Origin of the sequence: Bradyrhizobium sp. CER78 (assembly GCF_029846235.1) — a bacterium.
Classification (GTDB): Bacteria; Pseudomonadota; Alphaproteobacteria; order Rhizobiales; family Xanthobacteraceae; genus Bradyrhizobium.
The window spans coordinates 135,486-159,129 of the sequence record NZ_JARVWP010000011.1; the positions used below are offsets into that span (position 1 = coordinate 135,486).

The 23,644-nt window shown below is 62.9% G+C and carries 29 protein-coding genes; 15 read left to right on the forward strand and 14 right to left on the reverse strand.

The genetic code is table 11. From position 1 onward, the window contains the following. Window positions 1-9: 9 nt before the first annotated feature. The 4 genes from QDT69_RS23670 to QDT69_RS23685 all read right to left on the reverse strand — a co-directional run bounded on the left by QDT69_RS23670 (window position 10) and on the right by QDT69_RS23685 (window position 2,350). Complete coding sequence (locus QDT69_RS23670) at window positions 10-1,182, reverse strand: DUF3734 domain-containing protein (RefSeq protein ID WP_279708891.1); 1,173 nt, start codon at window positions 1,180-1,182, stop codon at window positions 10-12. A gap of 88 nt (window positions 1,183-1,270) precedes the next feature. Next, window positions 1,271-1,855, reverse strand: coding sequence for a PepSY domain-containing protein (locus QDT69_RS23675; protein ID WP_279708892.1), 585 nt, complete (start codon window positions 1,853-1,855; stop codon window positions 1,271-1,273). Window positions 1,856-1,979: 124 nt separating this feature from the next. Further along, a complete protein-coding gene (locus tag QDT69_RS23680) occupies window positions 1,980-2,147 on the reverse strand; it encodes a hypothetical protein (protein WP_279708893.1) in 168 nt (55 codons plus the stop codon). Beyond that, on the reverse strand, window positions 2,144-2,350 hold the full coding sequence (locus QDT69_RS23685; protein ID WP_279708894.1) for a hypothetical protein: 207 nt from the start codon (window positions 2,348-2,350) through the stop codon (window positions 2,144-2,146). The genes QDT69_RS23680 and QDT69_RS23685 overlap by 4 nt, the downstream gene beginning before the upstream one ends. 219 nt (window positions 2,351-2,569) lie before the next feature. On the opposite strand from QDT69_RS23685, the gene QDT69_RS23690 reads away from it, so the two are divergent. From QDT69_RS23690 to QDT69_RS23700, 3 genes are read left to right on the forward strand one after another with little or no spacing between them, the layout of a single operon-like run. Then, the gene (locus QDT69_RS23690) at window positions 2,570-2,818 is read left to right on the forward strand and encodes a hypothetical protein (RefSeq protein ID WP_279708988.1); all 249 of its coding nucleotides are present in this window, start codon (window positions 2,570-2,572) and stop codon (window positions 2,816-2,818) included. A gap of 4 nt (window positions 2,819-2,822) precedes the next feature. Next, on the forward strand, window positions 2,823-3,260 hold the full coding sequence (locus QDT69_RS23695) for a hypothetical protein (protein ID WP_279708895.1): 438 nt from the start codon (window positions 2,823-2,825) through the stop codon (window positions 3,258-3,260). A gap of 14 nt (window positions 3,261-3,274) precedes the next feature. Then, window positions 3,275-3,943 carry a TetR/AcrR family transcriptional regulator gene (locus tag QDT69_RS23700; protein WP_279708896.1) on the forward strand — a complete coding sequence of 223 codons (669 nt, stop codon included), beginning with the start codon at window positions 3,275-3,277 and terminating at the stop codon, window positions 3,941-3,943. A gap of 18 nt (window positions 3,944-3,961) precedes the next feature. Here the strand turns inward: QDT69_RS23700 and QDT69_RS23705 are convergent, their stop codons facing one another. Beyond that, window positions 3,962-4,624, reverse strand: coding sequence for a TetR/AcrR family transcriptional regulator (locus QDT69_RS23705; protein WP_279708897.1), 663 nt, complete (start codon window positions 4,622-4,624; stop codon window positions 3,962-3,964). A 189-nt stretch (window positions 4,625-4,813) separates the two neighbouring features. Between QDT69_RS23705 and QDT69_RS23710 the strand changes: the two genes are divergently transcribed. The 4 genes from QDT69_RS23710 to QDT69_RS23725 are packed head-to-tail and all read left to right on the forward strand — an operon-like array spanning window position 4,814 to window position 11,020. Then, entirely contained in the window at window positions 4,814-5,680 is an 867-nt protein-coding gene (locus QDT69_RS23710; RefSeq protein ID WP_279708898.1) for a sensor histidine kinase, read from the forward strand. After that, entirely contained in the window at window positions 5,677-6,804 is a 1,128-nt protein-coding gene (locus QDT69_RS23715; RefSeq protein ID WP_279708899.1) for an efflux RND transporter periplasmic adaptor subunit, read from the forward strand. Before QDT69_RS23710 ends, QDT69_RS23715 begins: the two co-directional genes overlap by 4 nt. Beyond that, window positions 6,801-7,877, forward strand: coding sequence for an efflux RND transporter periplasmic adaptor subunit (locus QDT69_RS23720; RefSeq protein WP_279708900.1), 1,077 nt, complete (start codon window positions 6,801-6,803; stop codon window positions 7,875-7,877). Before QDT69_RS23715 ends, QDT69_RS23720 begins: the two co-directional genes overlap by 4 nt. Beyond that, the gene (locus QDT69_RS23725) at window positions 7,874-11,020 is read left to right on the forward strand and encodes an efflux RND transporter permease subunit (RefSeq protein WP_279708901.1); all 3,147 of its coding nucleotides are present in this window, start codon (window positions 7,874-7,876) and stop codon (window positions 11,018-11,020) included. The genes QDT69_RS23720 and QDT69_RS23725 overlap by 4 nt, the downstream gene beginning before the upstream one ends. 925 nt (window positions 11,021-11,945) lie before the next feature. Here the strand turns inward: QDT69_RS23725 and QDT69_RS23730 are convergent. Continuing rightward, window positions 11,946-13,136: a site-specific integrase gene (locus QDT69_RS23730; protein WP_279708902.1), complete on the reverse strand. Its 1,191-nt coding sequence runs from the start codon at window positions 13,134-13,136 to the stop codon at window positions 11,946-11,948. 449 nt (window positions 13,137-13,585) lie between these two features. Here QDT69_RS23730 and QDT69_RS23735 point away from each other — a divergent pair, with 449 nt between their 5' ends. From QDT69_RS23735 to QDT69_RS23745, 3 genes are all read left to right on the forward strand, one after another. Further along, window positions 13,586-13,852 carry a hypothetical protein gene (locus QDT69_RS23735; protein WP_347952056.1) on the forward strand — a complete coding sequence of 89 codons (267 nt, stop codon included), beginning with the start codon at window positions 13,586-13,588 and terminating at the stop codon, window positions 13,850-13,852. A gap of 224 nt (window positions 13,853-14,076) precedes the next feature. Beyond that, window positions 14,077-14,394 (forward strand): hypothetical protein, encoded by a 318-nt coding sequence (locus QDT69_RS23740; RefSeq protein WP_279708904.1) that lies wholly within the window; start codon window positions 14,077-14,079, stop codon window positions 14,392-14,394. A 181-nt stretch (window positions 14,395-14,575) separates the two neighbouring features. Further along, window positions 14,576-15,256, forward strand: coding sequence for a ParA family protein (locus tag QDT69_RS23745; RefSeq protein ID WP_021081815.1), 681 nt, complete (start codon window positions 14,576-14,578; stop codon window positions 15,254-15,256). Between the two features lie 470 nt (window positions 15,257-15,726). Here QDT69_RS23745 and QDT69_RS23750 read toward each other — a convergent pair whose 3' ends face one another. Further along, the gene (locus tag QDT69_RS23750) at window positions 15,727-16,023 is read right to left on the reverse strand and encodes a DUF4282 domain-containing protein (protein ID WP_050422462.1); all 297 of its coding nucleotides are present in this window, start codon (window positions 16,021-16,023) and stop codon (window positions 15,727-15,729) included. Window positions 16,024-16,342: 319 nt separating this feature from the next. Between QDT69_RS23750 and QDT69_RS23755 the strand changes: the two genes are divergently transcribed. The 3 genes from QDT69_RS23755 (at window position 16,343) to QDT69_RS23765 (ending at window position 17,660) form a co-directional block, all read left to right on the forward strand. Then, window positions 16,343-16,807, forward strand: coding sequence for a MaoC family dehydratase (locus tag QDT69_RS23755; RefSeq protein WP_279708905.1), 465 nt, complete (start codon window positions 16,343-16,345; stop codon window positions 16,805-16,807). Window positions 16,808-16,862: 55 nt separating this feature from the next. Then, window positions 16,863-17,345, forward strand: a complete 483-nt coding sequence (locus QDT69_RS23760; protein ID WP_279708906.1) for a MaoC family dehydratase — start codon at window positions 16,863-16,865, stop codon at window positions 17,343-17,345. Window positions 17,346-17,516: 171 nt separating this feature from the next. Beyond that, on the forward strand, window positions 17,517-17,660 hold the full coding sequence (locus tag QDT69_RS23765) for a hypothetical protein (RefSeq protein WP_016841369.1): 144 nt from the start codon (window positions 17,517-17,519) through the stop codon (window positions 17,658-17,660). A gap of 180 nt (window positions 17,661-17,840) precedes the next feature. Here the strand turns inward: QDT69_RS23765 and QDT69_RS23770 are convergent, their stop codons facing one another. The 7 genes from QDT69_RS23770 to QDT69_RS23800 form a co-directional block, all read right to left on the reverse strand. Continuing rightward, the gene (locus tag QDT69_RS23770) at window positions 17,841-17,978 is read right to left on the reverse strand and encodes a hypothetical protein (protein ID WP_279708907.1); all 138 of its coding nucleotides are present in this window, start codon (window positions 17,976-17,978) and stop codon (window positions 17,841-17,843) included. 225 nt (window positions 17,979-18,203) lie between these two features. Further along, entirely contained in the window at window positions 18,204-18,623 is a 420-nt protein-coding gene (locus QDT69_RS23775; protein WP_021081820.1) for a hypothetical protein, read from the reverse strand. A gap of 154 nt (window positions 18,624-18,777) precedes the next feature. Next, complete coding sequence (locus QDT69_RS23780) at window positions 18,778-19,740, reverse strand: hypothetical protein (RefSeq protein ID WP_279708908.1); 963 nt, start codon at window positions 19,738-19,740, stop codon at window positions 18,778-18,780. 238 nt (window positions 19,741-19,978) lie between these two features. Then, window positions 19,979-20,413 (reverse strand): nuclear transport factor 2 family protein, encoded by a 435-nt coding sequence (locus tag QDT69_RS23785; RefSeq protein ID WP_050422463.1) that lies wholly within the window; start codon window positions 20,411-20,413, stop codon window positions 19,979-19,981. A 318-nt stretch (window positions 20,414-20,731) separates the two neighbouring features. Continuing rightward, window positions 20,732-20,992, reverse strand: coding sequence for a hypothetical protein (locus QDT69_RS23790; RefSeq protein WP_279708909.1), 261 nt, complete (start codon window positions 20,990-20,992; stop codon window positions 20,732-20,734). 126 nt (window positions 20,993-21,118) lie between these two features. Then, window positions 21,119-21,562 carry a nuclear transport factor 2 family protein gene (locus QDT69_RS23795; protein WP_279708910.1) on the reverse strand — a complete coding sequence of 148 codons (444 nt, stop codon included), beginning with the start codon at window positions 21,560-21,562 and terminating at the stop codon, window positions 21,119-21,121. A gap of 482 nt (window positions 21,563-22,044) precedes the next feature. Then, window positions 22,045-22,869 carry a hypothetical protein gene (locus QDT69_RS23800; RefSeq protein ID WP_279708911.1) on the reverse strand — a complete coding sequence of 275 codons (825 nt, stop codon included), beginning with the start codon at window positions 22,867-22,869 and terminating at the stop codon, window positions 22,045-22,047. Between the two features lie 141 nt (window positions 22,870-23,010). On the opposite strand from QDT69_RS23800, the gene QDT69_RS23805 reads away from it, so the two are divergent. Both QDT69_RS23805 and QDT69_RS23810 read left to right on the forward strand, forming a co-directional pair. Beyond that, entirely contained in the window at window positions 23,011-23,250 is a 240-nt protein-coding gene (locus tag QDT69_RS23805) for a hypothetical protein (RefSeq protein WP_279708912.1), read from the forward strand. An 80-nt stretch (window positions 23,251-23,330) separates the two neighbouring features. Then, window positions 23,331-23,522: a hypothetical protein gene (locus QDT69_RS23810; RefSeq protein ID WP_244485328.1), complete on the forward strand. Its 192-nt coding sequence runs from the start codon at window positions 23,331-23,333 to the stop codon at window positions 23,520-23,522. Window positions 23,523-23,644: the final 122 nt, after the last annotated feature.

The window sequence follows — 23,644 nt, forward strand, 5'->3', positions numbered from 1 at the left end:
GCGATCGGTCTACTCGCGGCCATCGTGCTCGAGATCGAACGTGAAGACGCCGTCCGGGCTGGTGGGACGAGCGAGCACCTCGGGATGGCGCAGCGTGCGCAGCGCATCGTGATAGCCGGCGCGCCAATGGTCCTGCATCGACAGACGGGAAAACTCGTAATCTTTGGAGTGCCCTTCGTGATTGCGCGCGCGATAGATCAGGTGGACGATGTTGTAGACATGATCGGACGAGGCCGAGCTGAGGAGTTTCACGTCCTCGTGCTCGCGAAGATCCTCTGGCAGGCGTCGCAACAGAGCGGCGAGGGCACGCTGCAGACGATGAACGCGCTTGAACTGGTCCGTACTTGCGCGCGTACGGCTCGAATACTGAACCTCCTTCTGCCGCGTCGCGACTTCGCCCATGTTGCGCGGAACCTGGCCCCCCGCGCTCCAGAGATCGACTTGAAAGGCAAGCATATCCTGCGGGGCACCCCACTCGATCACCCACTGCAACGGTGTGTTGGAGACGAGACCGCCGTCCCAGTAATGCTCGCCTTCGATCTCGACGGCCGGAAAGCCCGGCGGCAGCGCGCCGCTCGCCATGATGTGCTCCGGCCGGATCGCATGCGTCGTGTTGTCGAAATAGACGAAATTGCCCGTCCGGACATTGACCGCCCCTGCGCTGAAGCGCGTCATTCCGGCGTTGAGACGATCGAAATCGACCAGACGCTCGAGCGTGCTCTTGAGCGCGCCGGTGTCGTAGAAGCTGGTGGCATCGCTGCTCCCGGCAGCCTGCAGCCAGGGCAGCATCGGGCGCGCGGAGAAAAAGCCACTCGCGCCGCAGGCCGCGGCGAGACCCGCGCTTATCTGGTTGGCGAGATTGCGCGTGGCGTCGCTCCGGGCCCAATCAAAAAGGGAATTGCCGGACCAATCCCAGGGACCGGTCGAGGTCACCTGAGTCCAGAAATCCCGGAGCCGGTCGACACGGGTTTCGGGTGGGTTGCCGGCGATGATGGCGGCGTTGATGGCGCCGATCGAGATGCCGGCGACCCAGTCCGGATGGATACCGGCTTCGGACAGCGCGTCGTAAACGCCTGCCTGATACGCTCCGAGCGCGCCGCCGCCTTGCAGGAGCAGGGCGATGCAGTCGAAGGGCAGCCGTCGCTGCGCGGTTGTGAACTGTGCTCGCGGTTGAAAGTTCATGATTTGATGTGCTCTTGCTTGTGGAGTGGCGAACGTTCCTAAGTTTGCCGAACGCGATTGCCTATTGCGGCTAATGGCGGGACGACCCTTACCTTCCGACCTTGGGCGGCTCGAGCGTGACCTCCTTCAGATGGTCGCCACTGGCGACGACGATCACGAAATTGAGCTTGCCGTCCTGCCTGATCAGCCCTCCAGCCAGGGCGCTGCCCGCTGCAGCTCTTTCGGCGACCTGAACCGCATCCGCCATCTCCTGCTTGATCCATTTCAGGGCAACGACGTTGGCGAGGTCTTCGCGATCGAGCTCCTTGAGAGAAGATGCGATCTCCTTGCCCGTGATGCTGCCGGTGTTTGCATCAATGACGTTCTCCCACACATGCTCGTTCTTGATCGTGCGCACGCGGTAGACGGGCGTACCGGATGATTCGAAGCTGATATCCGCGGTTCTGGAGCCGTCGTGCAAATGCTCTGCGATCGTCAGGACCTGGCTGAGCGGGACGTGCGTGGTGCGGAATTGCTCGAGTGCGCGGCGGATCGCTACCTCCTCGGAGCCGCTTTGTTCCGCCACGCCGACGGGATCGCCATCCCCCGGCCTTTGGGCGGCATCGGCGAGCGCGCCCGTTGCGGCAAATGTGGCAGACCATACGATCAGGGCGAACAGGTGCTTCTTCGACATTCGGTTAGATCCCAGGGTTCAAAACGGCAGGTCGTTTAGTCCGCGTGCGAGGACATGAGCGCGTAGCGGCAGGGCGTCCATGACGTCGAAGACCTCGACGAAATCCAGCATGTCAGGACCTCGGTCATGATAATCGGGCCGTGCGCGGCGCGATCTGGTCGGCTGCTTCGAGCGCAATTCCTCTGCGCACCAGCTCCGATTCGATCAGGTCGAACACGCATTCGACGGGCGCGATCCAGATACTCACCCAACAGATGATGCAGTCACGCGACAGCAGCAGCATCGGTGTCATGCAAGGCTTCTCCGCGCGACGCGGTTTTGCACCGGCGCCGGCTCGCGATCGGCGAGCGCATGCACCCAGGCGACTATCGAAATCGTGATACCCAGCAGTAGGCTCACGCCCACGAGCGACACGGCCACGATCAAATTGAGCGATGCGACGGCGATTCCGGGCCAGGGATTTTCCCGCACGGGCGCCAAGAACAGGCTTGACATCTGTCATCTCCTAAATAAACTATACCGTATATTTCATATACAGCGCGGATAGCGGGATGTGTCAAGAGCAGAGATTCAAAAGCCCGTGTACGTCCTGGTTGGATGGAGAGGACCTGGGTCGCGAGACCTGGTTCGATCGGAAAGCAGATGCCTCACTTTGAGAAAGGATCCGATATGTTCAAGAACCGGCTGGTATTCGCGGTCTTGGTTTGCATTTCCATGGGCGCGGCGGCCACCCGCGCGCAGGAGGACCGCGGCACACCTGAGCAGAGGGCGGCATGCGCTCCCGATGCGTTTCGTCTGTGCGCCGGCTACATCCCTGACGCCGCGAATGTGGAAGCCTGTCTCAGGCAAAAGAAGTCGGACCTCAGCGATGCTTGCAGAGCCGTCTTCGAGCACGCAGCGCCAACTGCTTCGGTCAGGACCATAGGATCGCAGTGGTATCGCGGCGCAAATGATGAGGATTGATCATATGAACACGATATATATTCCCGCTTTCGCCGCGTTCGGCGGCTCGTCCTTCGGAGCGATCTCCACGATCGTGACCGGGTGGGTGACCCGTCGCCGCAGGGTCCGCGAACGCCATCATGCCCACGCGGTAACCAAGCGTGAAAAGCTGTATCGAAGCTTCGTTGAGGAGGCGTCCCGGCTTTATGCGGACGCGCTGACCAGCGACAAGTCAGAGATCCCGGCGCTGGTGAATTTGTATGCGCTTATCGGGCGTATGCGGATTCTGTCCGACGACGAAGTGGTCCAGGCCGCGGAGCGGGCAGGCCGGCTGATCATCGAGACCTACCTTGCACCGAACACGTCGTTCGTCGACCTGCCAGGCTTCATGGAAGAGATGGATCCGTTGCGTGAATTCGGCGAGGCATGCCGGCGTGAAATGCACGCGATTCCGTCGCGCTGAGGCCGGGCATGCCAATGGCGCAGACTACCCGTCAGGTTGGTTCGTCATGCACTCGCGAACGAATTGTGCAGGCTGCGATCCGCTTGTACCGGGAGATCGGGTACCGGAAGACCACCGTTGCCGACGTCGCTCGCGACGCATCAATGTCCCCCGCAAATCTCTATCGGTTCTATCCCTGCCGTCGAGCGCTCGAAGAGGTCGTTGTGGCGGAACTGCTTGAGGAAGTATCCGCGGCAGCTGCAAGTGCAGCGCGAAGCGGTCGCTCGGGCCTGGAACGGTTAAATGCTGCCTTTAGGGTGGTCTCCCGGATGCATGAAGATCGGTTGGCAAACAATGTTCGATTGCACGAACTGGTGGTCGCCGCAGCACAGGAAAACTGGCCGGCCAGCCTATCCCATGCGGATCGCCTTCGCGGTGTTGTGCAGTCGGTCATCGCGGGCGGGCAGGCCGGTGGCGAATTTCGAGCAGGGAGTCCGATGGCGCTGGCCTGCTGCCTGCTGGACGCGATGGACGCTTACCTCAATCCGTCCCGTATCAAGGCGGCCGCTCTTCGGCCGGCCTTCGACGAGTTGATGAACTTTTGCGCGGGGGCGCTTAGCAACGCAGCGTTCGTTGACGCGGCGCCCTCGCAAGTGACCAGCATTCGGGCCGGTTTAGCTTACAAGCTTCCCTGTCGCGCCTAGCGTTTGGCGATCGCCGGCTCACGGCGTCCAGTCTGCCTCGCAGGCCGCAAGGAAAAAGCCAACCCGTTCGCGCACGAAAGACGGCAGCTCGCGTCTCAGGTCCTTGGGTGTTTCCCCCACCAACGAACGAAACAGCATCGGTAACAGGATCAGATCCAGGAAGATCTGAGCGGTGGCAAGGCTTCGCTTGCCACTGAAGGGACCTTTTGAAGAGCGCGCCAGCTTCTGCGTCGCTTCATTCAGGAGTTGGGAAATGGCGTTGACGGAGCGATCGCGTGCAGCATCGTGGACGTTGCGGCTCAACTCCGGGAAACGCTGCGCCTCTGCAATCGTGGCGCGGACCATGCCCAACGATTCTTCGATCACCTTCTCCACGACGGCGGTGCCGAGGCTCGACAGCTTGTCCTGAAGGGTGCGGCCCTCGGGCTCGAAGCCTTCGAAATCCGTCAGCCCGGTAATGGTGCGGGCCACCACCGCCGCGAACAGTGCCTCCTTGCCGGGAAAATGGGCGTAGATGGTTGGTTTGCTCGCCGGCGCCAGCTCGGAGATGTCATCGATGCTGGCGCTACGGTAGCCCTTCTCGAGAAAGAGTTGCTGCGCTGCATCAAGGATCCGGGCCTGGACGTCACCGGCGCGGTCCTTGGGCGGTCTGCCCCGTTTCGGGGTGGTCTTCTTCGTCATCCGTCGATCTCCCAATCACGACTCTGTGCGCGCGCAGACCGCACTTGACACGCTCCGTGGAAAAAGGCAATAAAAAGAAAATATACGGTATAGTTTATTTACGGCGTGGGCTGCCAAGACCTGCGACGGCGTTCCGGACGGTCTGTATGCGCTGGCCCCCGATCACCCGATCCACCTCAGGAGAGTAAAGTGACTGTGTTGAGCCCGGACCCGCACCGCCCACAAGACGGCGTCCTGCTGCGCGAATTGCATCACAGGGTCGATCGAGGGATCGCCTCGGCGATCGATCTGGTCTCCGCCGCGGTTATCCGGGCCGACGGTGCGGAAGCAAAGACCGCCCTGAGCGATGTGGTCGAGCTGCTGCACGGACATGCCGCGCTGCATCGGGCGCTCGCAATGCCCCAGGGCGAAGCGCTTCATGACGCCGCGACTTACATTCGCAAACTTGGCTGCGCCCTGCGCCAGTCCCTGTTGGATCGAATGGAGATCCGGCTGACGTTCGCCACTGAATCTCTTCCCGTCCAATCAGAGCGGTGCTGGCGGCTTGGCCTGATCGTCCACGACCTGATCGTAAGCGCAGCGAAGCATGCGTATTTCGATGCGCGCGCCGGCGAGATCAAAGTCAAGCTGACGCGCATCGGCGCGGTGGTGAACTGCGTGGTGCTGGATAACGGCTCCCGGTTGGCGCGGGCAGCCCTGGCTCGTGAGCTCCAGATCAGTAGTGACCTTGCCAGGGGGCTGGGCGGACGAATTGAGCACGGCTTTGCCGCCGAGTTCACATCAGTCGTTTTCTCGTTTCTCTTGAGCGAGCGGGAGCGGCAGGCGAACTGGTCGATGGCGGCGCGCCGCATGAGGTCGCAGCGCCCGCGGAAGGCGAAGTCGTCCGGCACGCCCGGCTCGGGCTTCGGCCTCTCGGATCAGGTCGAGCGCCCGCGCGCGATCGGAGCGGATCCAAAGATGCTGCGAGCGTATCCGAATGAACCGGCCCCGCCCAGCAAGGGCTCAGACGTCTTGGGCGATCTGCTGTCCCCCTCTCACCGCATGGACGCGCTATGAAACCAGGCTGTTCAAACCACACCGTAATCGGTCGAGCGGAGCGCTTGCTTAAGCCTCTGGCGGGCTTGGCGCTCGCGCTTGCCGCAGCCGGGCTGAGCGGCTGCAATGATCGCGGCGATGCTCCGCCCGCGCGCGCCGCGTTCGTGCGCACGGAGGTCGTCCAGCTGAAGGCCCGGCAAGCCTCGATCACCCTGACCGGCGAGGTGCAGCCCCGCTTCCGCGCCGACTTGTCGTTCCGTGTCAGCGGACGTGTGATCGCGCGCTATGTCGACGTCGGGACCCACGTCAAGGCCGGCGAGGTGCTGGCCCTTCTCGACCCCGCCGAAGAACAGGCCGATGTCGATGCCGCGACCGCTGCCGTTCTCGCCGCAGAATCCCAACTGCGTGTGGCGAAGGCGACCTTTGAGCGGCAAAAGACTCTGATCGCAAGCGGCTTCACCACGCGCACGACCTATGACCAGGCGCAGGAAGGATTGCGAACCGCGGAAGGCGCGCTCGAAGCGGCAAGAGCGCAGCTCGGGACGTCAAAGGAGGCCCTTGGCTACACCGCGCTGCGAGCCGAGGCGGACGGTGTTGTTACCGCACGCAACCTGGAAGCCGGTCAGGTCGTGCAGGCTGCGCAACCGGCATTTTCGCTAGCGCAGGATGGAGAGCGGGACGCTGTATTTGAGGTCTACGAGTCCATTTTCCTCGGCAATGCCGACGACCGCAGCGTTTCGTTGGCGCTCGTCTCCGATCCGGGCGTGACTGCAAGCGGCCACGTTCGGGAGGTTTCCCCGGCCGTTGACGCCAAGAGCTCGACCATTCGGGTGAAGGTGGCGATCAAGGACCCGCCTGCCGCAATGACGCTTGGAAGCCCCGTCGCAGGAACTGTGAAAGTGCATCCCCAGCGGCAGATCGCGTTGCCTTGGAGTGCATTGATGGCCGCGGGCACCAGGCCCGCGGTCTGGATTGTCGATCCGGCAACGCGGACAGCCTCGCTGAAGCCGGTAGCAGTCGATGGCTACGAGGCTGGAGAAGTATTGATCAAGGCGGGTCTCGAGCCCGGCGAGCGCGTCGTCGTCGACGGCGGCAAGCTTTTGAGCGTGGGCCAGCCCGTCACTTATGCAGGAGATCCCTCATGATGAGCCGCGCAATAATTGTGGCGGGCCCGCTTGCATGCGCGCTTGTACTTGCTGGATGTCAGCAGGAAACAAAGGCGCCGGAGCCCGTGCGCCCGGTCCAATCGGTGCTTCTCGAAGTGGACCACGCAGACGATGCGGTCGCGGTGGGCGTTATCGAGCCGCGCTACCAAACTAATCTCGGTTTCCGCGTGCTGGGACGGCTGACAGCGCGTCCAGTCTATGTCGGTGACCTCGTGCATGAAGGACAGACGGTCGGCAACATCGACTCAACGGCCCTCGAGCTCGTGGTCCGCGCGGCCAAAGGGGAGCTTGCCAAGGCCGAGGCGCAGTTCGCGACCGTCAGAGCGACGGAGGAACGGCAGCGAACGCTCATCACCACCGACGCGACCACAAAGCAGACGCTGGATAACGCCGAGCAGGCGCGCGCCGGCGCGGAAGCGACGGTGGCGCAGGCTCAGGCAAACCTGACCAAGGCGATCGAGCAGCTCGGCTATTCGCAGATCAGGGCCGACTTCGCCGGTGTGGTCACCGCGGTCGGGGCGGAAGTCGGCCAGGTGGTATCTCCCGGCCAAAGCGTGGTGACGGTTGCGAGACCCGATGTTCGCGAAGCCGTCGTCGATATCGGACCGGACTTTCCGCTGCCGCTGGAGATTGGCCTGCCATTCACGGTCAGCCTGCAGCTCTTGCCCGCCGTCCAGGTGCACGGCGGCATTCGCGAGATCGCGCCGCAAGCCGATCCGGTGACGCGATTGCGGCGAGTCCGTATTGCGCTCAACAACCCGCCTGAAGGCTTCCGCCTCGGCACGACCATCACCGCGAAACTTGACAAGGGGCAAGCCCGGATATTGCGCCTGCCCGCGTCGGCTCTGCTCGCCAAGGACGGCGCAAACTTCGTCTGGATCGTCGATCAGCCCACCAGCACGGTGTCGTTGCAAAAGGTCGATGTCGTCGTCGATCAAACCGGCGCGCGCGTCGTCGGCGGAGTTGGCCCCGGTGCGCGCGTAGTAACCGCCGGGATCCACAGCCTCAAGCAGGGACAGCAAGTCCGTATCGAACAGGATGAAAAGCCATGAAGTCGTTCAATCTTTCCGACTGGGCGCTCGGCCATCGTTCGCTCGTCTGGTACTTCATGATTGCCTTCATGGCGGCGGGCCTTTTTGCCTATCTCCAGCTGGGGCGGCAGGAAGACCCCGACTTCACCATCAAGACCATGGTGATTCAGGCGCAGTGGCCGGGCGCCTCGCCTGAAGAGATGACGCGCCAGGTCACCGACCGGATCGAGAAGAAGCTCGAGGAGCTGGAATCGCTCGATTACACCAAGAGCGTCACTGTTGCCGGCGAGACCACCGTCTTCGTCTATCTGCGTGACACCACGAAGGCAGCCGATGTGAAGTCGACCTGGATTCGCGTCCGCAATATGATTGCGGACATCAAGGGCGAGTTTCCCCAAGGAGTGATCGGACCGGGCTTCAACGATCGCTTCGGCGACGTGTTCGGCAACATCTACGCCTTCACCAGCGACGGCTTGAGCCAGCGTCAGCTCCGTGACCGGGTCGAGGACATCCGCGCCAGGGTCTTGACCGTGCCGGATGTGGGCAAGGTCGATATTCTGGGCGCGCAGGACGAGGTCATTTATCTCGAATTCTCCACCCGCAAGATCGCGGCCCTTGGCCTCGACGTCCACGCCATCATGGCTTCTCTGCAGGGACAGAACGCGGTCGCGCCGTCCGGCGTGTTCCAGGAAGGGCCCGAGCGGATCAGCGTGCGGGTGAACGGCCAGTTCACGTCAGAGGCAAGCCTGAAGGCGATCAACCTCCGCATCAACGACCGTTTCTTTCCGTTGACCGACGTTGCAAACATCACGCGCGGTTATGTCGATCCAGCCAAAACCCTGCTCAGATACAACGGACAGCCCGCGATCGCGCTCGCGATCGGCATGAAGTCCGGTGCCAACCTCCTGCGTTTCGGCGAGGCGCTGAAAGAGGAAATGACGAAGATCATTGCCGACCTGCCGATCGGGGTCGGCGTGCATCTCGTCGCCGATCAGCCAGTGGTGGTCGAGCACGCCGTGTCCGGCTTCACGGAGGCGTTGTTCGAGGCTGTGATCATTGTTCTCGGCATCAGCTTTCTCAGCCTGGGGATGCGCGCTGGCCTAGTCGTCGCGATTGCGATTCCGCTGGTTCTCGCCATCACCTTCGTAGTGATGGCCTATGCCGGAATTTCGCTTCAGCGAATTTCGCTCGGCGCCTTGATCATCGCGCTCGGCCTGCTGGTCGACGACGCCATGATTGCGGTCGAGATGATGGTGGCGCGGCTTGAGATCGGCGATCCCCTCGAAAAAGCGGCGACGCATGTCTATACCTCGACCGCCTTTCCCATGCTGACCGGAACCCTGGTAACCGTTGCCGGCTTCATTCCGATCGGGCTCAATAGCAGTAATGCGGGCGAGTTCACCTTCACGCTGTTCGTGGTCATCGCCGTCTCCCTGATCGTCTCCTGGATCGTGGCAGTGCTGTTCACGCCATTGCTTGGCGTCACCATCCTGCCCGCCAAAACGAAGGGGCATCATGAGGAGAAGGGGCGCGTAGCGCAGTTGTTCGGGCGCCTCTTGCTGTTCTGTATGCATCATCGTTGGATGACGATCGGCGTTACGGTTGCAGCCTTTCTGCTGGCACTGTTCGGCATGAATTTCGTCCAGCAACAGTTCTTCCCGTCCTCGGATCGCGCTGAGCTCGTGATCGACTGGAATTTGCCGCAGAACGCCTCCATTGCCGATACTAATTCACAGATGGCGCGCTTCGAGCGCGAGCAGCTTCAGGACAATAATTCGGTCGATCATTGGTCGACCTATGTCGGTACCGGCTCGCCGCGCTTCGTCCTGTCCTTCGACGTGCAGACCGCCAACACCTGGTTCGGTCAAATGGTCGTCGTGACCAAGGGAGGCATCAAAGCGCGCGACCAAGTCAAGGCACAATTCGAGGATTACCTCAAGAAGACGTTCCCCGGCACCGACACCTACGTCAAGCTGCTGGAGGTCGGTCCGCCGGTGGGACGCCCTGTGCAGTACCGCTTGAGTGGACCTGATATCGCGAAGGTGCGGGATCTCTCGCAGAAGCTCGCCGGGATTGTCCGCAGCAGCCCCGACTTGGGCAACGTCGTGTTCGACTGGATGGAGCCGGCGCGCGTCGTCAAGGTGGACGTTCTCCAGGACAAGGCGCGCCAGCTCGGCGTGACTTCGGAGGACATCGCCACGACCTTGAACTCGGTACTCGAAGGCTCGCCGATTACCCAGGTGCGCGACAGCATCTATCTCGTCAACGTCACGGGACGGGCGACCGCGCCGGAACGTGCTTCCATCGACACCCTGCGCGATCTGCAATTGACGGGGCTCGGCGGTCGATCCGTGCCGCTCGGGGCGGTGGCCAATCTGCGTTACGAGCTCGAGCAGCCGACAATCTGGCGGCGCGCGCGGATTCCCACCATCACGTTGAAGGCCGGCATCGCTGGCAACGTGCAGCCGAAGACAATCGTGGATCAGCTCGCGCCGAAGGTCGCGGAGTTCACCAAGGAACTGCCGGCGGGCTACTCGGTGAAGATCGGCGGCTCCGTCGAGGAGAGCGCCAAGAGCCAGGCGCCGATCGTCGCCGTCGTTCCGCTCATGCTGTTCGTCATGGCGACGGTGCTCATGATCCAGCTGCAGAGCTTCCATCGCTTATTCCTGGTCTTCGCGGTCGCGCCGCTCGCCGTGATCGGGGTCGTCATGGCCCTGCTGCCGAGCGGAGCGCCGCTCGGATTCGTTGCCATCCTCGGTGTGCTCGCCCTGATCGGAATTCTGGTCCGAAACTCGGTGATCCTGATCGTGCAAATTGAGGATCTGAAGAAGGAGGGGCGCCCAGCCTGGGAGGCCGTCGTGGAGGCGACCGAGCATCGCATGCGGCCGATCCTATTGACCGCGGCGGCCGCAAGTCTCGCGCTGATTCCGATCGCGCGCGAGATCTTCTGGGGACCGATGGCTTACGCGATGATGGGCGGCATCATCGTCGGCACACTGCTGACGCTGTTGTTCCTGCCGGCACTCTATGTGGCCTGGTTCCGAATCCAGCCTGAACAAGGCGATGGATCGCCCCATGAACCCGAAGCGTTTGCGCATGAAACGCCGGCCGAACAGGTAGCCGCTCACGATGCGCCAGAGCCGGTGCTCGAGACGCAAATCTAGAACGGAGACGACGATGCCCTCGAAGAGACAATTGACGTTTGCCGTCGGTGTGGCGCTTGCAGTGACTTCGCTCGTGCCCACTGCGGCCATGGCGCAATTTCCTCCGCCCCCTCTTATGCCGCCCGCCGGGGCTCTCCCGATGCCCGCCGCAGGTCCGCCGGCCTTCGCAGGCCCTCCTCAGCTTGGCCCTCGTGCCGGCCTCGGTGGTCCAGCGGCTGGTCTGCGCGCTGACCTCGCCGCGACCCGAGGCATCGGCGGTGCGCCGGCGGTCGCAAACTCGGCGCGGGCCGCGTTGGTCAACATCAGCCGCTCCGGAGCCTATGGCTATCATGTTGGTGGAGCGCGATACGACTATCGCGCAGCTCATGCTGCAGGTGCATACGCAGCCGGCGCTTACGCTGGCTATGCCTATGGTAGCTCCCGCTACGGCTACGATTCCGGCAGTGACTGCCAGCATGTCTACGGGCGTTATCGGCGCATTCTGGTTTGCGACTAGCTCCAGTTGTAGGCGCGAGCATCATATCAGAGCGGGTTGTTCGGATGGTGGCGGGCGCGCCCCGCACGCACGGACCTGTTCTCGCTCAACGCCTTCTAGGTCGCGAACCATCGTAACCGCGCCCAGCATCTTACCTCGGCCGTTGAAGTCCGGGGAGGTGATCCAATCGGTCAAGTGCGGACCAGCCTCGGCTAAACGGGTCTTTCGAAGAAGACCCTCGCGCTCCGTGCTAGCCGGGAGGTAGGCAGCTCGTTGTTTGCGCTTAGCGGCCTGTTCGGTCAATCGTTCTTCAAAGAAACGGGTTTGTTTAACCCTGCAGCGCCGCTCTCCCATGGCGTGGTCCTTGAGCCGTTAGAGACGACCCAAAAAACTGCAAACTCCTCGTCCAGTTCCCGTATTGAAATGAAAGAGAAAGGTCGACGCCCGCGATCACGCGGCAACCTTTCCCAGCCTTCGGACTGACAGGGCCTCAACGTGCCCTGCCCAGCGTTGAAGCGCCTCGCGCATCTCGCTCGCATACCGAGCGCGGTTATATACCCCGGCAACGCCGGCCCGGTGACCGCTGACATGGTTTAGGATCACTTCCACGATGTGTGGCAAGACGCCTAGCTGGTCGGCCATCACCGTGGACGCTGATCTGCGAAGATCGTGAGCGGTCCAATGGGGTAGGGGTTCGCCCAGGGCTTCCGCAATGCGCGCATCAAGCGCCGACTTCGACTTTGACCAGCCGGAGAACCCGCGCTGCCGGTCACCGCTGCGACGGGGGCCGTCCCCAAAGAGGAAGTCTCGGCCATCTCGGCGAGGCGGGAGTAGGGCCAAGGCGGCGGGAACCAATGGCAGCACGTGCTCGCGATGGTTCTTGGTCCGGGTGGCTGGCAGCGTCCACAGTCCCGAACTGGTATCAAGTTCGGGCCATTGCATACTACCTACTTCATCACGGCGCTGGGCTGTGAGTAGCAACAGACGCACGATGCGTCCGTAATCGTCGTCGCCACAGGACTGCCAAATGGCTGAGAGCTCCGTTTCGGTGAGGACCCGCTCCCGACTTCCCGGCTGCGCGGGCCGGTTTGTGCCGAGAACCGGGTTCGCGGCAATGTCGAGGCCCTCGCGTATTGCCCAGTTGAACATTGAGGACAGCGCTGTCCGGGCGCGGGCCGCTGAGACCGCTCCATGAGCTGAGACCATGTCAGCAACGCGAGCCGAGATGTGACGACGGGTGAGCTGGAACACCGAGATCGGATGCAGGGGTTTCCAGCTGACCAACAAGTAGCGTTCGACTTCCGAATAGGTCCGGGGCTTCAGCCTTTCTTTGGCGTTCCGGAGATATTGATCCGCGATTACCGAAAGCGTGTCGGCCGCCTGCAGGAGCGCCTTGGCCTTCTCGTCCGCGGGGTCTTTGCCGTTGGCAACCAGGCCCAAGAGCCGCTTGGCTTCCTTGCGTGCCAGCTCGGGTGTCCACGGCGCGCCGTGAGGACCGATCGTGACGAAGCGCTGCCGACCAAATACGCGGTACTTGAGGACGTAGGTCGCCTGATCGCGTTGGCGCCGAACGCCAAAGCCCCGTACCGCTTCGCGATGGTCCCCATCCCAAATAGTCTCGCCGGGCTTGAGTGCTTGCACTGCTCGGATCGTAATACTCGAAACTGCCATCTGTCGCCTCTGTAGCTACCACCATAGCGCCAATTGCAGCGCAGGCAAGGCGGGGAACGGCGGGCTTATTTGTTGATAATGCTACAATTTTCGTACGGAAGGCGGCAATGGCGTGGCATCGGCGGAGCCCTTGCCGTCTCTGTGGAACAGGAGGTCGGTGGTTCGAGCCCACCCAACTGTACCATCCACAATCATCACCCAGTGGGACATCGCCAGCTGAGGCTATTGCGAGATCGCTCGCCGCTTCCTTGATCGCCGCCAGCGTGTCACCTCGTCCGCTTGCACTTCTTCGCCGCATCACCCACACTCCGCGAAACGACGCCTTAACGATGCCTGAGTGCCATCTTGGGGGACGCATGGGGACCGCCGGTTCACGGAGTTTTTCGTTTGCGTTGATGCTCGGATTTGCAGCGCTGTTATTGCCAAGCCGAGGCGAGGCCTATACGCCGGACCAGCAGCAGGCCTGTACGCCGGATGCGTTCCGGCTCTGTGGCCCCGAGATTCCCGACGTCGATCGCATCACGGCCTGCATGATCAGGAATAAGGCGCAGCTATCGCCGGCGTGCCGGGTGTTCTTCCGCGGCGGCCCTGAGCCGCGTGAGGCGAGCGAGCGCGAGGAGCAGCGGCCGGTCGCAGTCAAGCGGAAGGTCCACAAATCGCACAAGGCGAAGAAGTCCACGCACTGACCTGGTTCCCATTGCGCGCACGCAAGCATCGCTCGCTTGCTGCGTTGGCCTCACGCGAACCGACGTCACTTCTCGCGCAAACGCGCTTGGATCGCCTGACCGCGATTTCAAGATTGCGATGCGCGACAGACTGACGCCTTGTGACGCTGTCACGCAGCATCATCTCTGAGGCTTGTGTTGTTTGCCAAATCCGTTCCGCCTGTGTAACGGATGGAGTGAGGCGCGTGAGCGAATACTACCAGCAAGAGATCGATCGGCACTTCGCCTGGTTCGAGGCCAAGCTTCCGGAGAAGCCGGCGCGCTTCGTCGCGTGGCTGCGCAGGCCGTCGTCGCGCTGTGTGCGGATTCCGCTCGCGATCCTCCTGATCATCGGCGGCATCTTCAGCTTCCTGCCGGTGCTCGGACTCTGGATGCTGCCGCTCGGACTCCTTTTGTTCGCGCAGGATGTGCCGTTCTTGCAGAAGCCGACGGCGCAATTGCTCGGCTGGATCGAGCGCAAATGGATCGCGCGTGAGCGCGCCAAAACTGCCGAAAAGCGTTAGGCGTGAGTCATATCAAACGCTTAGCGCTTCCATTTGCGGTTGCGTCATAAGTATGGTGTGACTCAAAAAGCAAAATGCACCGGTAATCTTGGCCACTTTGCGGATTGCAAGAAATTTTTTCTTTCGCGAATCAGCGTGCTGATTCATTTTCGCCTCCTGGGGTCAATCTGGAGGCCAACGTATGAACGTGATTGTTTTCGCTTCGCGTAAGGGGGGCTCGGGAAAAAGTACCCTGGCTGCTCACCTCGCTGCGCAAGTGCACAAGGCGACGAAGCCCTGTCTGCTGATCGATGCCGATCCGCAGGGCTCGCTTACGCTCTGGCACAAGCTGCGCGGCACCAACGAGCCGGCGATCAAGACCGCGGTGAACTCGGTCAGCGGCATCATTGCACAAGCCAAGCGCGACGGCATCGAGTGGGTGTTCATCGACACGCCGCCGAATCTGTCGGCCGTGGTCGACGACTCCATCAAGAACGCGACGATGGTGATCATTCCGGCGCGACCCGGCGTGTTCGACGTCAACGCGGTGCAGGAAACCATTCAGACCTGCCGTTCGATGCGCAAGCCCTATGCCGTCGTGATCAACGGCGCGCCCGCGCAGCGTGACGGCGCCGAAAGCCGCATCGTCGCGATCGCGCGCGAGGCGCTGGCGAAATTCCGCGCACCAGTGTGGAGCGGCCAGATCACCAACCGCGCCGATCTTCTGATGGCGCTCGGCCAGGGTGAAGGCGCTCGCGAATATTACGCGGAAGGCCGCGCCGCGGCCGAGATCAATCGGCTGTGGGCCGCGATCGAACGTTCGATCAAGGCGATCCGCGGCACGGCGTCGGCGTCCGGCGCGATGCACAAGCAGGCGGCGTAACAACGCCGCCTTGGTTCGAACTGGAAAGAACGCGCGGTACCCGCGCGTTTTTTATCGGCGTGAATGCTGGAGTCATTCCGGGGCTCGCGAAGCGAGAACCCGGAATCTCGAGATTCCCCGATGCGCAATTGCGCATCTGAGGTTCGATGCTGCGCATCGCCCCGGAATGACTAAGCGTTACGCCACCATCAGCAGATAGAACACGATCACCGGCGCCAGGGTCAGGATCACCGACCAGATGCCGACAGCCCATAGAATATCCTCGGTCGTGAAGCCCGGCGCAGTGCCCGGCCTCACGGCAATAAAACCATTCCTGGAAGTCACGACGCCCCCGCGTTGGTCTTGGCAATGCAGGGGTGATACGCGAGCGGATTTAAGATCCCGGCTGGAATTTCGCTGGCATTTGTGCGCGGGAACTACTTCGGATTAACCACGGCATGGGCGGCGGGCCTCCGGCCGGAGGCTGAGCCTCAATGCATTCCCGCGTCGCGGTCGCGGATCGCCCCGAGATGCTCGTTGATCCGGAACACGATCAGGATGAACTCGGCGATGATGCGCGAGAACACGATGCCGACGAAGACGCTGGCGATCGACGCAAGCAGCTGGATGAAGCCGACGAACGGGCTGATCGCCATCGCGGTGAGGCTCCACAGGATGCCGGAGATCCCGAACAGCACGATGACCGCGATCACCAGCCAGTAGAACGTCTTGATGATCGTGGGCGTGATGAAGCGGTCCCACTGAAACAGATCCTGGAAATCGAACATCATGGTTCTCCCGGCCAGCCGACATATGATTCGCGTCTCGTTCATCCTACTGCGTCACCCCCGGCGTGATCACTTCGTCCCGGCAGCCTGCGGGGAGGCGTCCATCGGGACGAGGCGTTTCGCCGGGCCACGGTACGGGACGGCGCCAAAGCGCCTTCGCGACCTGTGGGATCGATACCGCAGGAGCCCAATCGGTCCCGCCAAGGGCGCGCCCCGGACCGGGCGCCGGCAGTCCAGGGGCGAGCTATGCGAGTGGGCCGGTTGTGATTGCTGCAAATAACGGCCACAATCGGGCTTCCTTCCAGCATATCCTCACCCAATGACCACGCTGACCTTCGAAGACTTCAAGCCCGGCCGTTTCGGCACGTTCGGCCCTCGCCATGTTTCACGCGAGGAAATCCTCGCCTTTGCCGCCGAATTCGACCCGCAGCCGATGCATCTCGACGAGGAGGCGGCGAAGAACTCCATGCTCCGCGGCCTGTCGGGCTCCGGCTGGCATCTCGGCTCGCTGATGATGCGGATGCTGTTCGATGGCTTCATCGGCCGCACCGCCTCGCTCGGCTCGCCCGGGGTCAACGAGATGCGCTGGGTGGCGCCGCTGCGTCCGGGCGACGATTTGACGCTGGACGTCGACGTGGTCGAGGCGCGCGTCTCCAAGAGCCGGCCGGAGACCGGCATCGTCACGTTCAAAGGCACGATCCGCAACGCGCGCGGCGAGATGCTGTGCGAGATGGAGTCGCCGATCATCGTCAGCCGCCGGGACGGCGCGGGTAAGCGAGCATGATCCGGAAAAGTGCGAAGCGGTTTTCCGCAAAGATCATGCTCAGGACATAGACCGTATGCGTTTCTTTGAAGATATCGAGATCGGGGCGCGGCGCGAGTTCGGCTCCTTCACCTTCACCGCCGAGGACATCAAGCGCTTTGCCGCGCAGTTCGATCCGCAGCGCTTCCATCTCGACGAGGAGGAGGGGCGCAACTCGTTGTTCGGCGGGCTTGCCGCGTCAGGCTGGCATGTCGCCAGCGTCTGCATGAAGCTCCTGGTCGCCGACGGCAAGCGGCTCGCCGCCGAAGCCGCCGCGCGCGGTGAGGAGGTCGCGGTCTGGGGGCCCTCGCCGGGCTTCCGCGAACTGCGCTGGATCCGCCCGGTGCTGGCAGGCGATACGATCAGCTTCGCCAACCAGGTCGAAACCAAGCGCACGTCCGAGAAGCGCCCCGAATGGGGCATCCTTCAGGCGCGCAACACCGGCGTCAATCAGCGCAATGAAGTGGTGTTCTCGTTCCTCGCGACCGCCTTCGTGCCGCGCCGGAATCCCGGTTCCTGATGTTGCCCCCGCGCCTCTGATGTTGCACGGACGCCATGGTGGCAGACTAAGTCTGCCGCCGACGCAGTTGTGCGTTGCGTGGAACTCATTTTTTGCTAACGCATTTTGAACCTTTGTCCCTGCCTTATGTTCGAGGGCACGGACATCTGGGCAAGCACCACTGGGGATACCATGGCAGATCGCAGCGCGCTGAAACTCGTCGGAATTATCTTCGCGACGGTAACGGTTGTCGTGATGCTGGCGACCGGAATGGTCGTGAAGGGTTTTGCCGACGGCAACTATTCCTTCGAGACCACGGCGAGCATCGATCGCTGATCGACCGTCTGTAACTCCGGGCGCTGCCGGCAGCGCCTAATGCGCGCATTTGCGCTTATCAATGTGACCCCTCGGCAGGCTGCGTCACACTTCTTCCAGAAGCTTCCTGATTGGGCATCATCCTTAGGAAGGCCGCTTTGCACTCGGCTCCAACGAGGCCCTTGGGGCCCGGAGCATGCCTTAGCGATTCCAGATCAGCACCATCACCACGGTCGCTGCGACCAGGATACCGATGAACCGGATCATGATCGTGCCGATGCCCTGCTGAGGCTGGCGCAGCGGTATCGGATCGGCGTTATCCGGCCGGACGCTCTGCATGAATTCTCTCCAAATGGATGCCGCGCCAGGCGCGGTCCGGACAGGAATTCCGGATTGGACGCGGACTCGGCACCGAAAGTTCAAATCGGCTTCTGCAAGAATTGACGCCGCGGAGTTTGCACTGCGCTGAATAACGAAACGTTCCGCGTTGAATCCGCCACGCAGAACGAAGCCACCGCCTCCCGGTCGGGAGGCGGCGGCGCCGGCTTCTTGAATGGATCAGGATCAGCTGTTGCGCAGGCCGTCGGCGGCGCGCTTCCACTGCGAGACGTTGTCGGCGATCATCCGCGTCGACTTCATCGCGGCCTGGCTGAGCTGGGCATAGCCGGAGATCTCGCGCTGGACGCGCTGGCCCTCGGCATGCAGCAGGTCGCGCAGGCTCTCGAGCTCGCCGATCAGCTTCTCGATCTCGGCCAGCGAGGTGCCGGCGACGCGCTGGATCAGCGAGTTGACGTTGCTAACGGTGGCATCGGTATTGGTGTCGGTCGGCGCGGTTTCCGGGCTCGCCACCGGCCGGCGCAGATAGGCAATATCGTTGCGCACGAAATCGCGGATGCCGGCTTCGACTTCCGAGACCGCAGCGAGGTTGGTGTCGACCTCGGAAGTCGCCTCTGTGGCTTCCTCGGTACGGTTGGTGGCGTTCATCGGCTTTCCCCTGGTTCGCAATAGCGAAGCGCGGCTTGTCCCCCGCACGACGAATTGATGAAGTTACGGACCTATCAGTGCCGCCGAATTTGACCGCATCTGGGCCAAGTTGGGGCAATGCCTGATCATTAGCGCGACAGGGCTAACAGATCGTTCACCATGAGTGCTTGTAGCCGGCGCCGATGCTCTTGTTGATCGTGCCCTGGGCGGTCTCGCCGACCGACCCCGAGACGGTGACGCCGTCGAACAGCTTCTGCTCGGCGCCGATCCGGCGCAGCCAGCGGTCGTCGGAGGTCGACGACAGCGTCTGGCCTGCGGTGATGCTGGTGCCGGTGTCGGTAACGGACAGCCGTGCTGACTGATCGGTGTCGTAACTGCGCGAGGGGGTGCCGATGATGCCGGGCACCGGGACCACGCCCTGCTGGATCAAATTATAGCCGCCCTGCAGCGTCAGCGAATATTGCTCCGACAGCGGGACCGACTTGCTCAGGGAGGTGCCGACCTTGCTCTGGTCGGCGCCGGGATCGACCCGCGCCTCGACCGAGGTCTTGTCCCAGATCGACGCCACGCCGGGCGCGGACATCGAGGCCCAGGCCGAGCCGCCGGATTGCGGCAGGCTGCCGCCATTGGCGAGCCGCTCCGACAATTGCTCCGACGCCGTCGTCGCGCCCTGTTTGGCGACCGTCATGTCGGCGCCGACGCGGGTGTCGAGGAACGGCGAGATCGACTGCTTGACCGACACCGCCGACGAGCCGTTGGCGTTGTTGTTGGTGGTCCAGGACGGATCGTTGCCGGCGACGCTGCCGCGCTTGGCCGCGCTCTTCGGCGCCAGCGTGGGCAGGCTGGTGGAATCGGTGTCGAGCTGACTCCAGTCGAGCTTGCTCTGGTCGATGTCCTTCAGGATGTCGGCGTCATTGGCATCGGCCGCCGGCGGCGCCTCGCCGGCTTCGGCGCTGTCGGCCGGAGTGTCTTTTGCGGCGTCTTTCGCAGTCTCCTGGACAGCGGGAGCGATCTGCCATGGTGAGCTCTGGGCGGCGGCCGAAAACGTGATCGCCACGCTGAAGCCGGCCGCCAGCACCGGCAGCCTCGCCCAGCCAAATCGCAATGTGGAAGTCATTCCCAGCCCGCAAATTCCAAAGCGGCAGCATGCATTTGCCGTGGCGCAAAATTGCGGCAACGGCACCGCGAAAGCAAGTGATAGACGCGTGATCGCCCTGTTCGGGGCCAGCGCGCGCGTTCGCGCATCACGCCGTCCGGGCGCGGCCGTTCGGGGCTGGCACAACAGGCCGCGCTGCCGGGGCGCCTCGACGAAGGTGCGGCCCCGGACATAACGAAGGCGTGAAATCAGGCAGCCGTCAGACCGCGATGCGCGGCAGATGGATCGGGTAGCCGACGGTCTGCTCGACCAGGTCGAAGCTGTCGACCAGCACGCGGAAGCTCGTGAGCTTGCCGGCCTTGAACCGCGCGAAATGCGCGATCCTGAGCGAGATCGGCTTGTTGGAGTCGAGCGCCGTCAGCGAATAGCGCAGCATCGACGCCGCGGAATCCACGCCAAGCATGATCGACTCCCGGTCGAAGCGGTGCACCCGCAGATTCTCGCCGATCTGCCTGATGACCTCAAGCACGGCGGCCTTGCCGCGGCGCGAGCCGAAAAAGGAAAACAGGTCGATCGGCCCGTAGATGGCCCATTCGACCTCGTCATCGAGCATGAGCTCGATGTCTGCAAGCTGGCGTTCGTTGATCGCGCGATGCAATGCGCGCGAAAAACGCCAGAGGCTATGCTCTGTCATTTTGGTCTCGTCCTGAAACTGGATTTTCAAAGCAAACGGATGGCAGGCGGTCAGCGCCGACGCCTTGCCAGGTTGCTGCACATCGCTATTGCCGGCTGAAATAGTGCGGAACGGCCAAAACGCAAATGACTTTTTTGCAATGCACAATTGCGCCCGATCTGGCCGGAAATTGCGCCCGATCCGGCCGGAATGTGACCGCCCGCACGCAGAACCCCGTGCCGGTGGAATCAAAACTGGGCTTCTAGACTCTGGTTTGACGCGCTTTCTTGACGCGAACTGGCAGCCACTTCGCTCGAAAGCGCTCCGGTCGCCGCAAATTCAGCGGTCGCGCTGCCGCACCGGCTGCCGTTCGATCACGATCTCGGCGTCGCGGATCGCCACCACGGCGAACAGCAGCGCACCGCCGACGCCGCCGATCGCGGCGCCGAGCGGCATGAAAGTGAAGAACACCAGTGTTCCGCTGTCGAGGCCTGAGGTTCTGGCCATTCCGATCCAGGTGAGCCCGGCTCCGATGCCGAGAGCGGCGCCGCCGAGGGCGCCCAGTGCAAGACCAAGCACAGCGAGCAATGCGACTTTCATGGTGATTCCAGCCCCGACCGCAACAAGCCCAGTGATAGGTCAGCGGCGGGCCTTCGAGGGTTCAACGCAGTCGTTGCGAATTTGCCGGGCAGGGTGGCGGAATGCATTGCCGCAGTTTCAGGGAAGCTAGTCCACCTTCTGTCCGGTCAGCGCTGCCGCGACGTCACGCTCCAGCACCTGCTGGACGAGGTCGAACGTGTCGATGATCTCGCGGATCTCGGTGATCTTGCCGTCGTGCAGCGTGTAGAAAACCGCGACGTCGAACTGCACCACGCGGGCGTTGGTGCGCTTGCGCAAGAACACGCGGAGCTGCGCTGCGACCTTGTCGCCTTCGGCCACCACGATCGGCGCTTCATAGCGCATGGCGGAATAGCGCTCGTGGATCGTGGTCCACATCTGGCGCAGCGCGGCCTTGCCGCGGTGCTGGCCCATATGCGGGAGAATGTCGATCGGGGCGTTGGCAAGGAACGCGACATCGTCGCTGCAGCGCTCGAGCGCGCCCTCGATGCCGCCGGCATAATAGACATCGAGGAAGTTCAGGACGCGTTGCCGGTTCAAATCCTCGCCCATGATCGACTCCGCCGGTTCCATCCGACTCGCCCTGGTTCCACATTCTGAACCCGTGCGTTCCACTATCAAACACATGTTTGACGTGCGAAAGCGGATTAGGTTCAGCAACCAGTGCGTGCATTGTGGCACAAATTGCTGGGAGAGCCGGGCGGCGCCGCGCTGACCGCGTCTCGAAGACGTGAAGCGCGCGGCGGCAGGTGACCTCGAATTAATGAAACCTCCGCGCAGACCCCCGGTTGGACTCGCACGGGCGACGCATCCGCGACCAGGAGTTCCTGATGAGAAACACCGTGCCGCTTGCTGTCGCCGTCATGCCGGTTGCCTCCAAATAGCCAATCAAGAGCGCGCGCCGCGCGACGGTGAGCCGGCGCTGGCGCCGGTCGAGGCCTTGAGCTCCTCCGGGGCCGGCCGGTAGATCGCGCCGGCTCGCTGTCGCGGCGCGCTAATCGGCCGGCGCGGCCTTTAATTCGCTGGCGCGGCCTTTAATTCGCTGGCGCGGCCTTGCCGGTCACGAGGTCGATGATGAACCGCTTCTTCCGCTCCGAGCCCTCCGGCACAAAGGCCTCGCCGGCCTGGAGGTCGTAATAGAGCTCCTTCGACTTCGGAAAGCCCTCGCCGCAGGCGGTGCGGATGATCTCGTCGTCGGCATAGTCGACGTCGACCGCAACCGTGTTGCGGCGCGGGCCGGCGGCGAGGTTGGAGAGACCGAAATATTTCGGCCCCTCGTTGCACGTCACGACATTGGCGCCATAGGCGCTGACCGCGTCCTCGGCCCGGAGCAGGAAGTCCGGCGTGATCTCGATCCGCTTGCCGGGCTTGCCGGAAAACTCCATCCGCGCCACCGCGCTTTCGAGGATGCCCTGGCCCATGTGGCCGACCGTGCAGACCAGCACGTCCTGCTGCGTGTCCTTGGTCACAACGATGCAGTCGTGGCCTTGCGCGCCGGGCAGGAAACGGATGAAGCGGGTGGTCTTGCCGTCCTGCTCGAACAGCGCGACGCCGCCGAAATCGGTCGCGTGCGGCTCGCACTCGCTTTCATAGTTGACGACGAGCAGCGCGCTACTCGCGGCGAGGAAGCGTCCGGCGTAATGCTCCTTGGTCAGCTTGACGTCGCACGCCCGGCCGCCGGGATAGGATTTCGCCCGCGTGCAGGTCGATCCCTTGATGTTGGCGCTCGCGCAGAACGTCGCGAGCAGCGCGCGGTCGCTCTCTTCTGCGTGCGCTGGGCTGGAGATGAACTGGCTGGTGACGAACAGGATCGCCGCGCCAAGTGCCGGCGCGAGGAAGCCGATATGTGATGTCCGCATGATCTTCAAAACACTGCCCGCAATGCGGCGGCATTTAGAGCATGATCGAGGCCTGTGCGCAGCGTATTTCTGCGGCGACGGGGCGGGAACCGGCAGGGTGGCTTGGCCGTTGATGCCTGACAATTCCATTGGAGCCGCATCATGAAATCCATTCTTGTCGCATCCATTATTGCCGTCAGTGCGCTTGCCGCAACTTCGCCCGCCGACGCCAAGGGCTGCATCAAGGGCGCGGTCGTCGGCGGTGTCGCCGGCCATTATGCCGGCCATCACGGCATGCTCGGCGCCGCCGCCGGATGCCTCTACGGCCGCCATCACGCCAAGGAGCAGGAACGTCAGCGCCAGCCGCAACCGGCGCAGCCTTCGCAGCAGGAGAAGCTGTAAGGCCCGGTCTATTGTGAAGTCGCGTTTCCGGAACGCCGCCCGCAGGGGCGGCGTTGTCTTGTTGCGCAACGGAGACGATGATGACGAAACCAAAAACCAAGACCATCCAGCCCGTTCCCGACGACAACAAGAGCCACAAGGGTCCCGGCAGCACCCCCGGCGTTCCCCTCGACACCACCAAGGGCCATCGCGACGACGAGAAGCACAACATCCGCGAGCAGGCCGCGCACGGCAATCTGACCCAGAACACCAGCAACCGGCGGTCGGGGTAGGGCGTGGCGGCGCCACATCCTCACTGTCGTCCTGGCGAAAGCCAGGACCCATAACCACCGCTATAGCTTATTGAGGGAGTCTGGCCCCAGCGTCGCGCAACAATGCACATCTGGGGTAATGG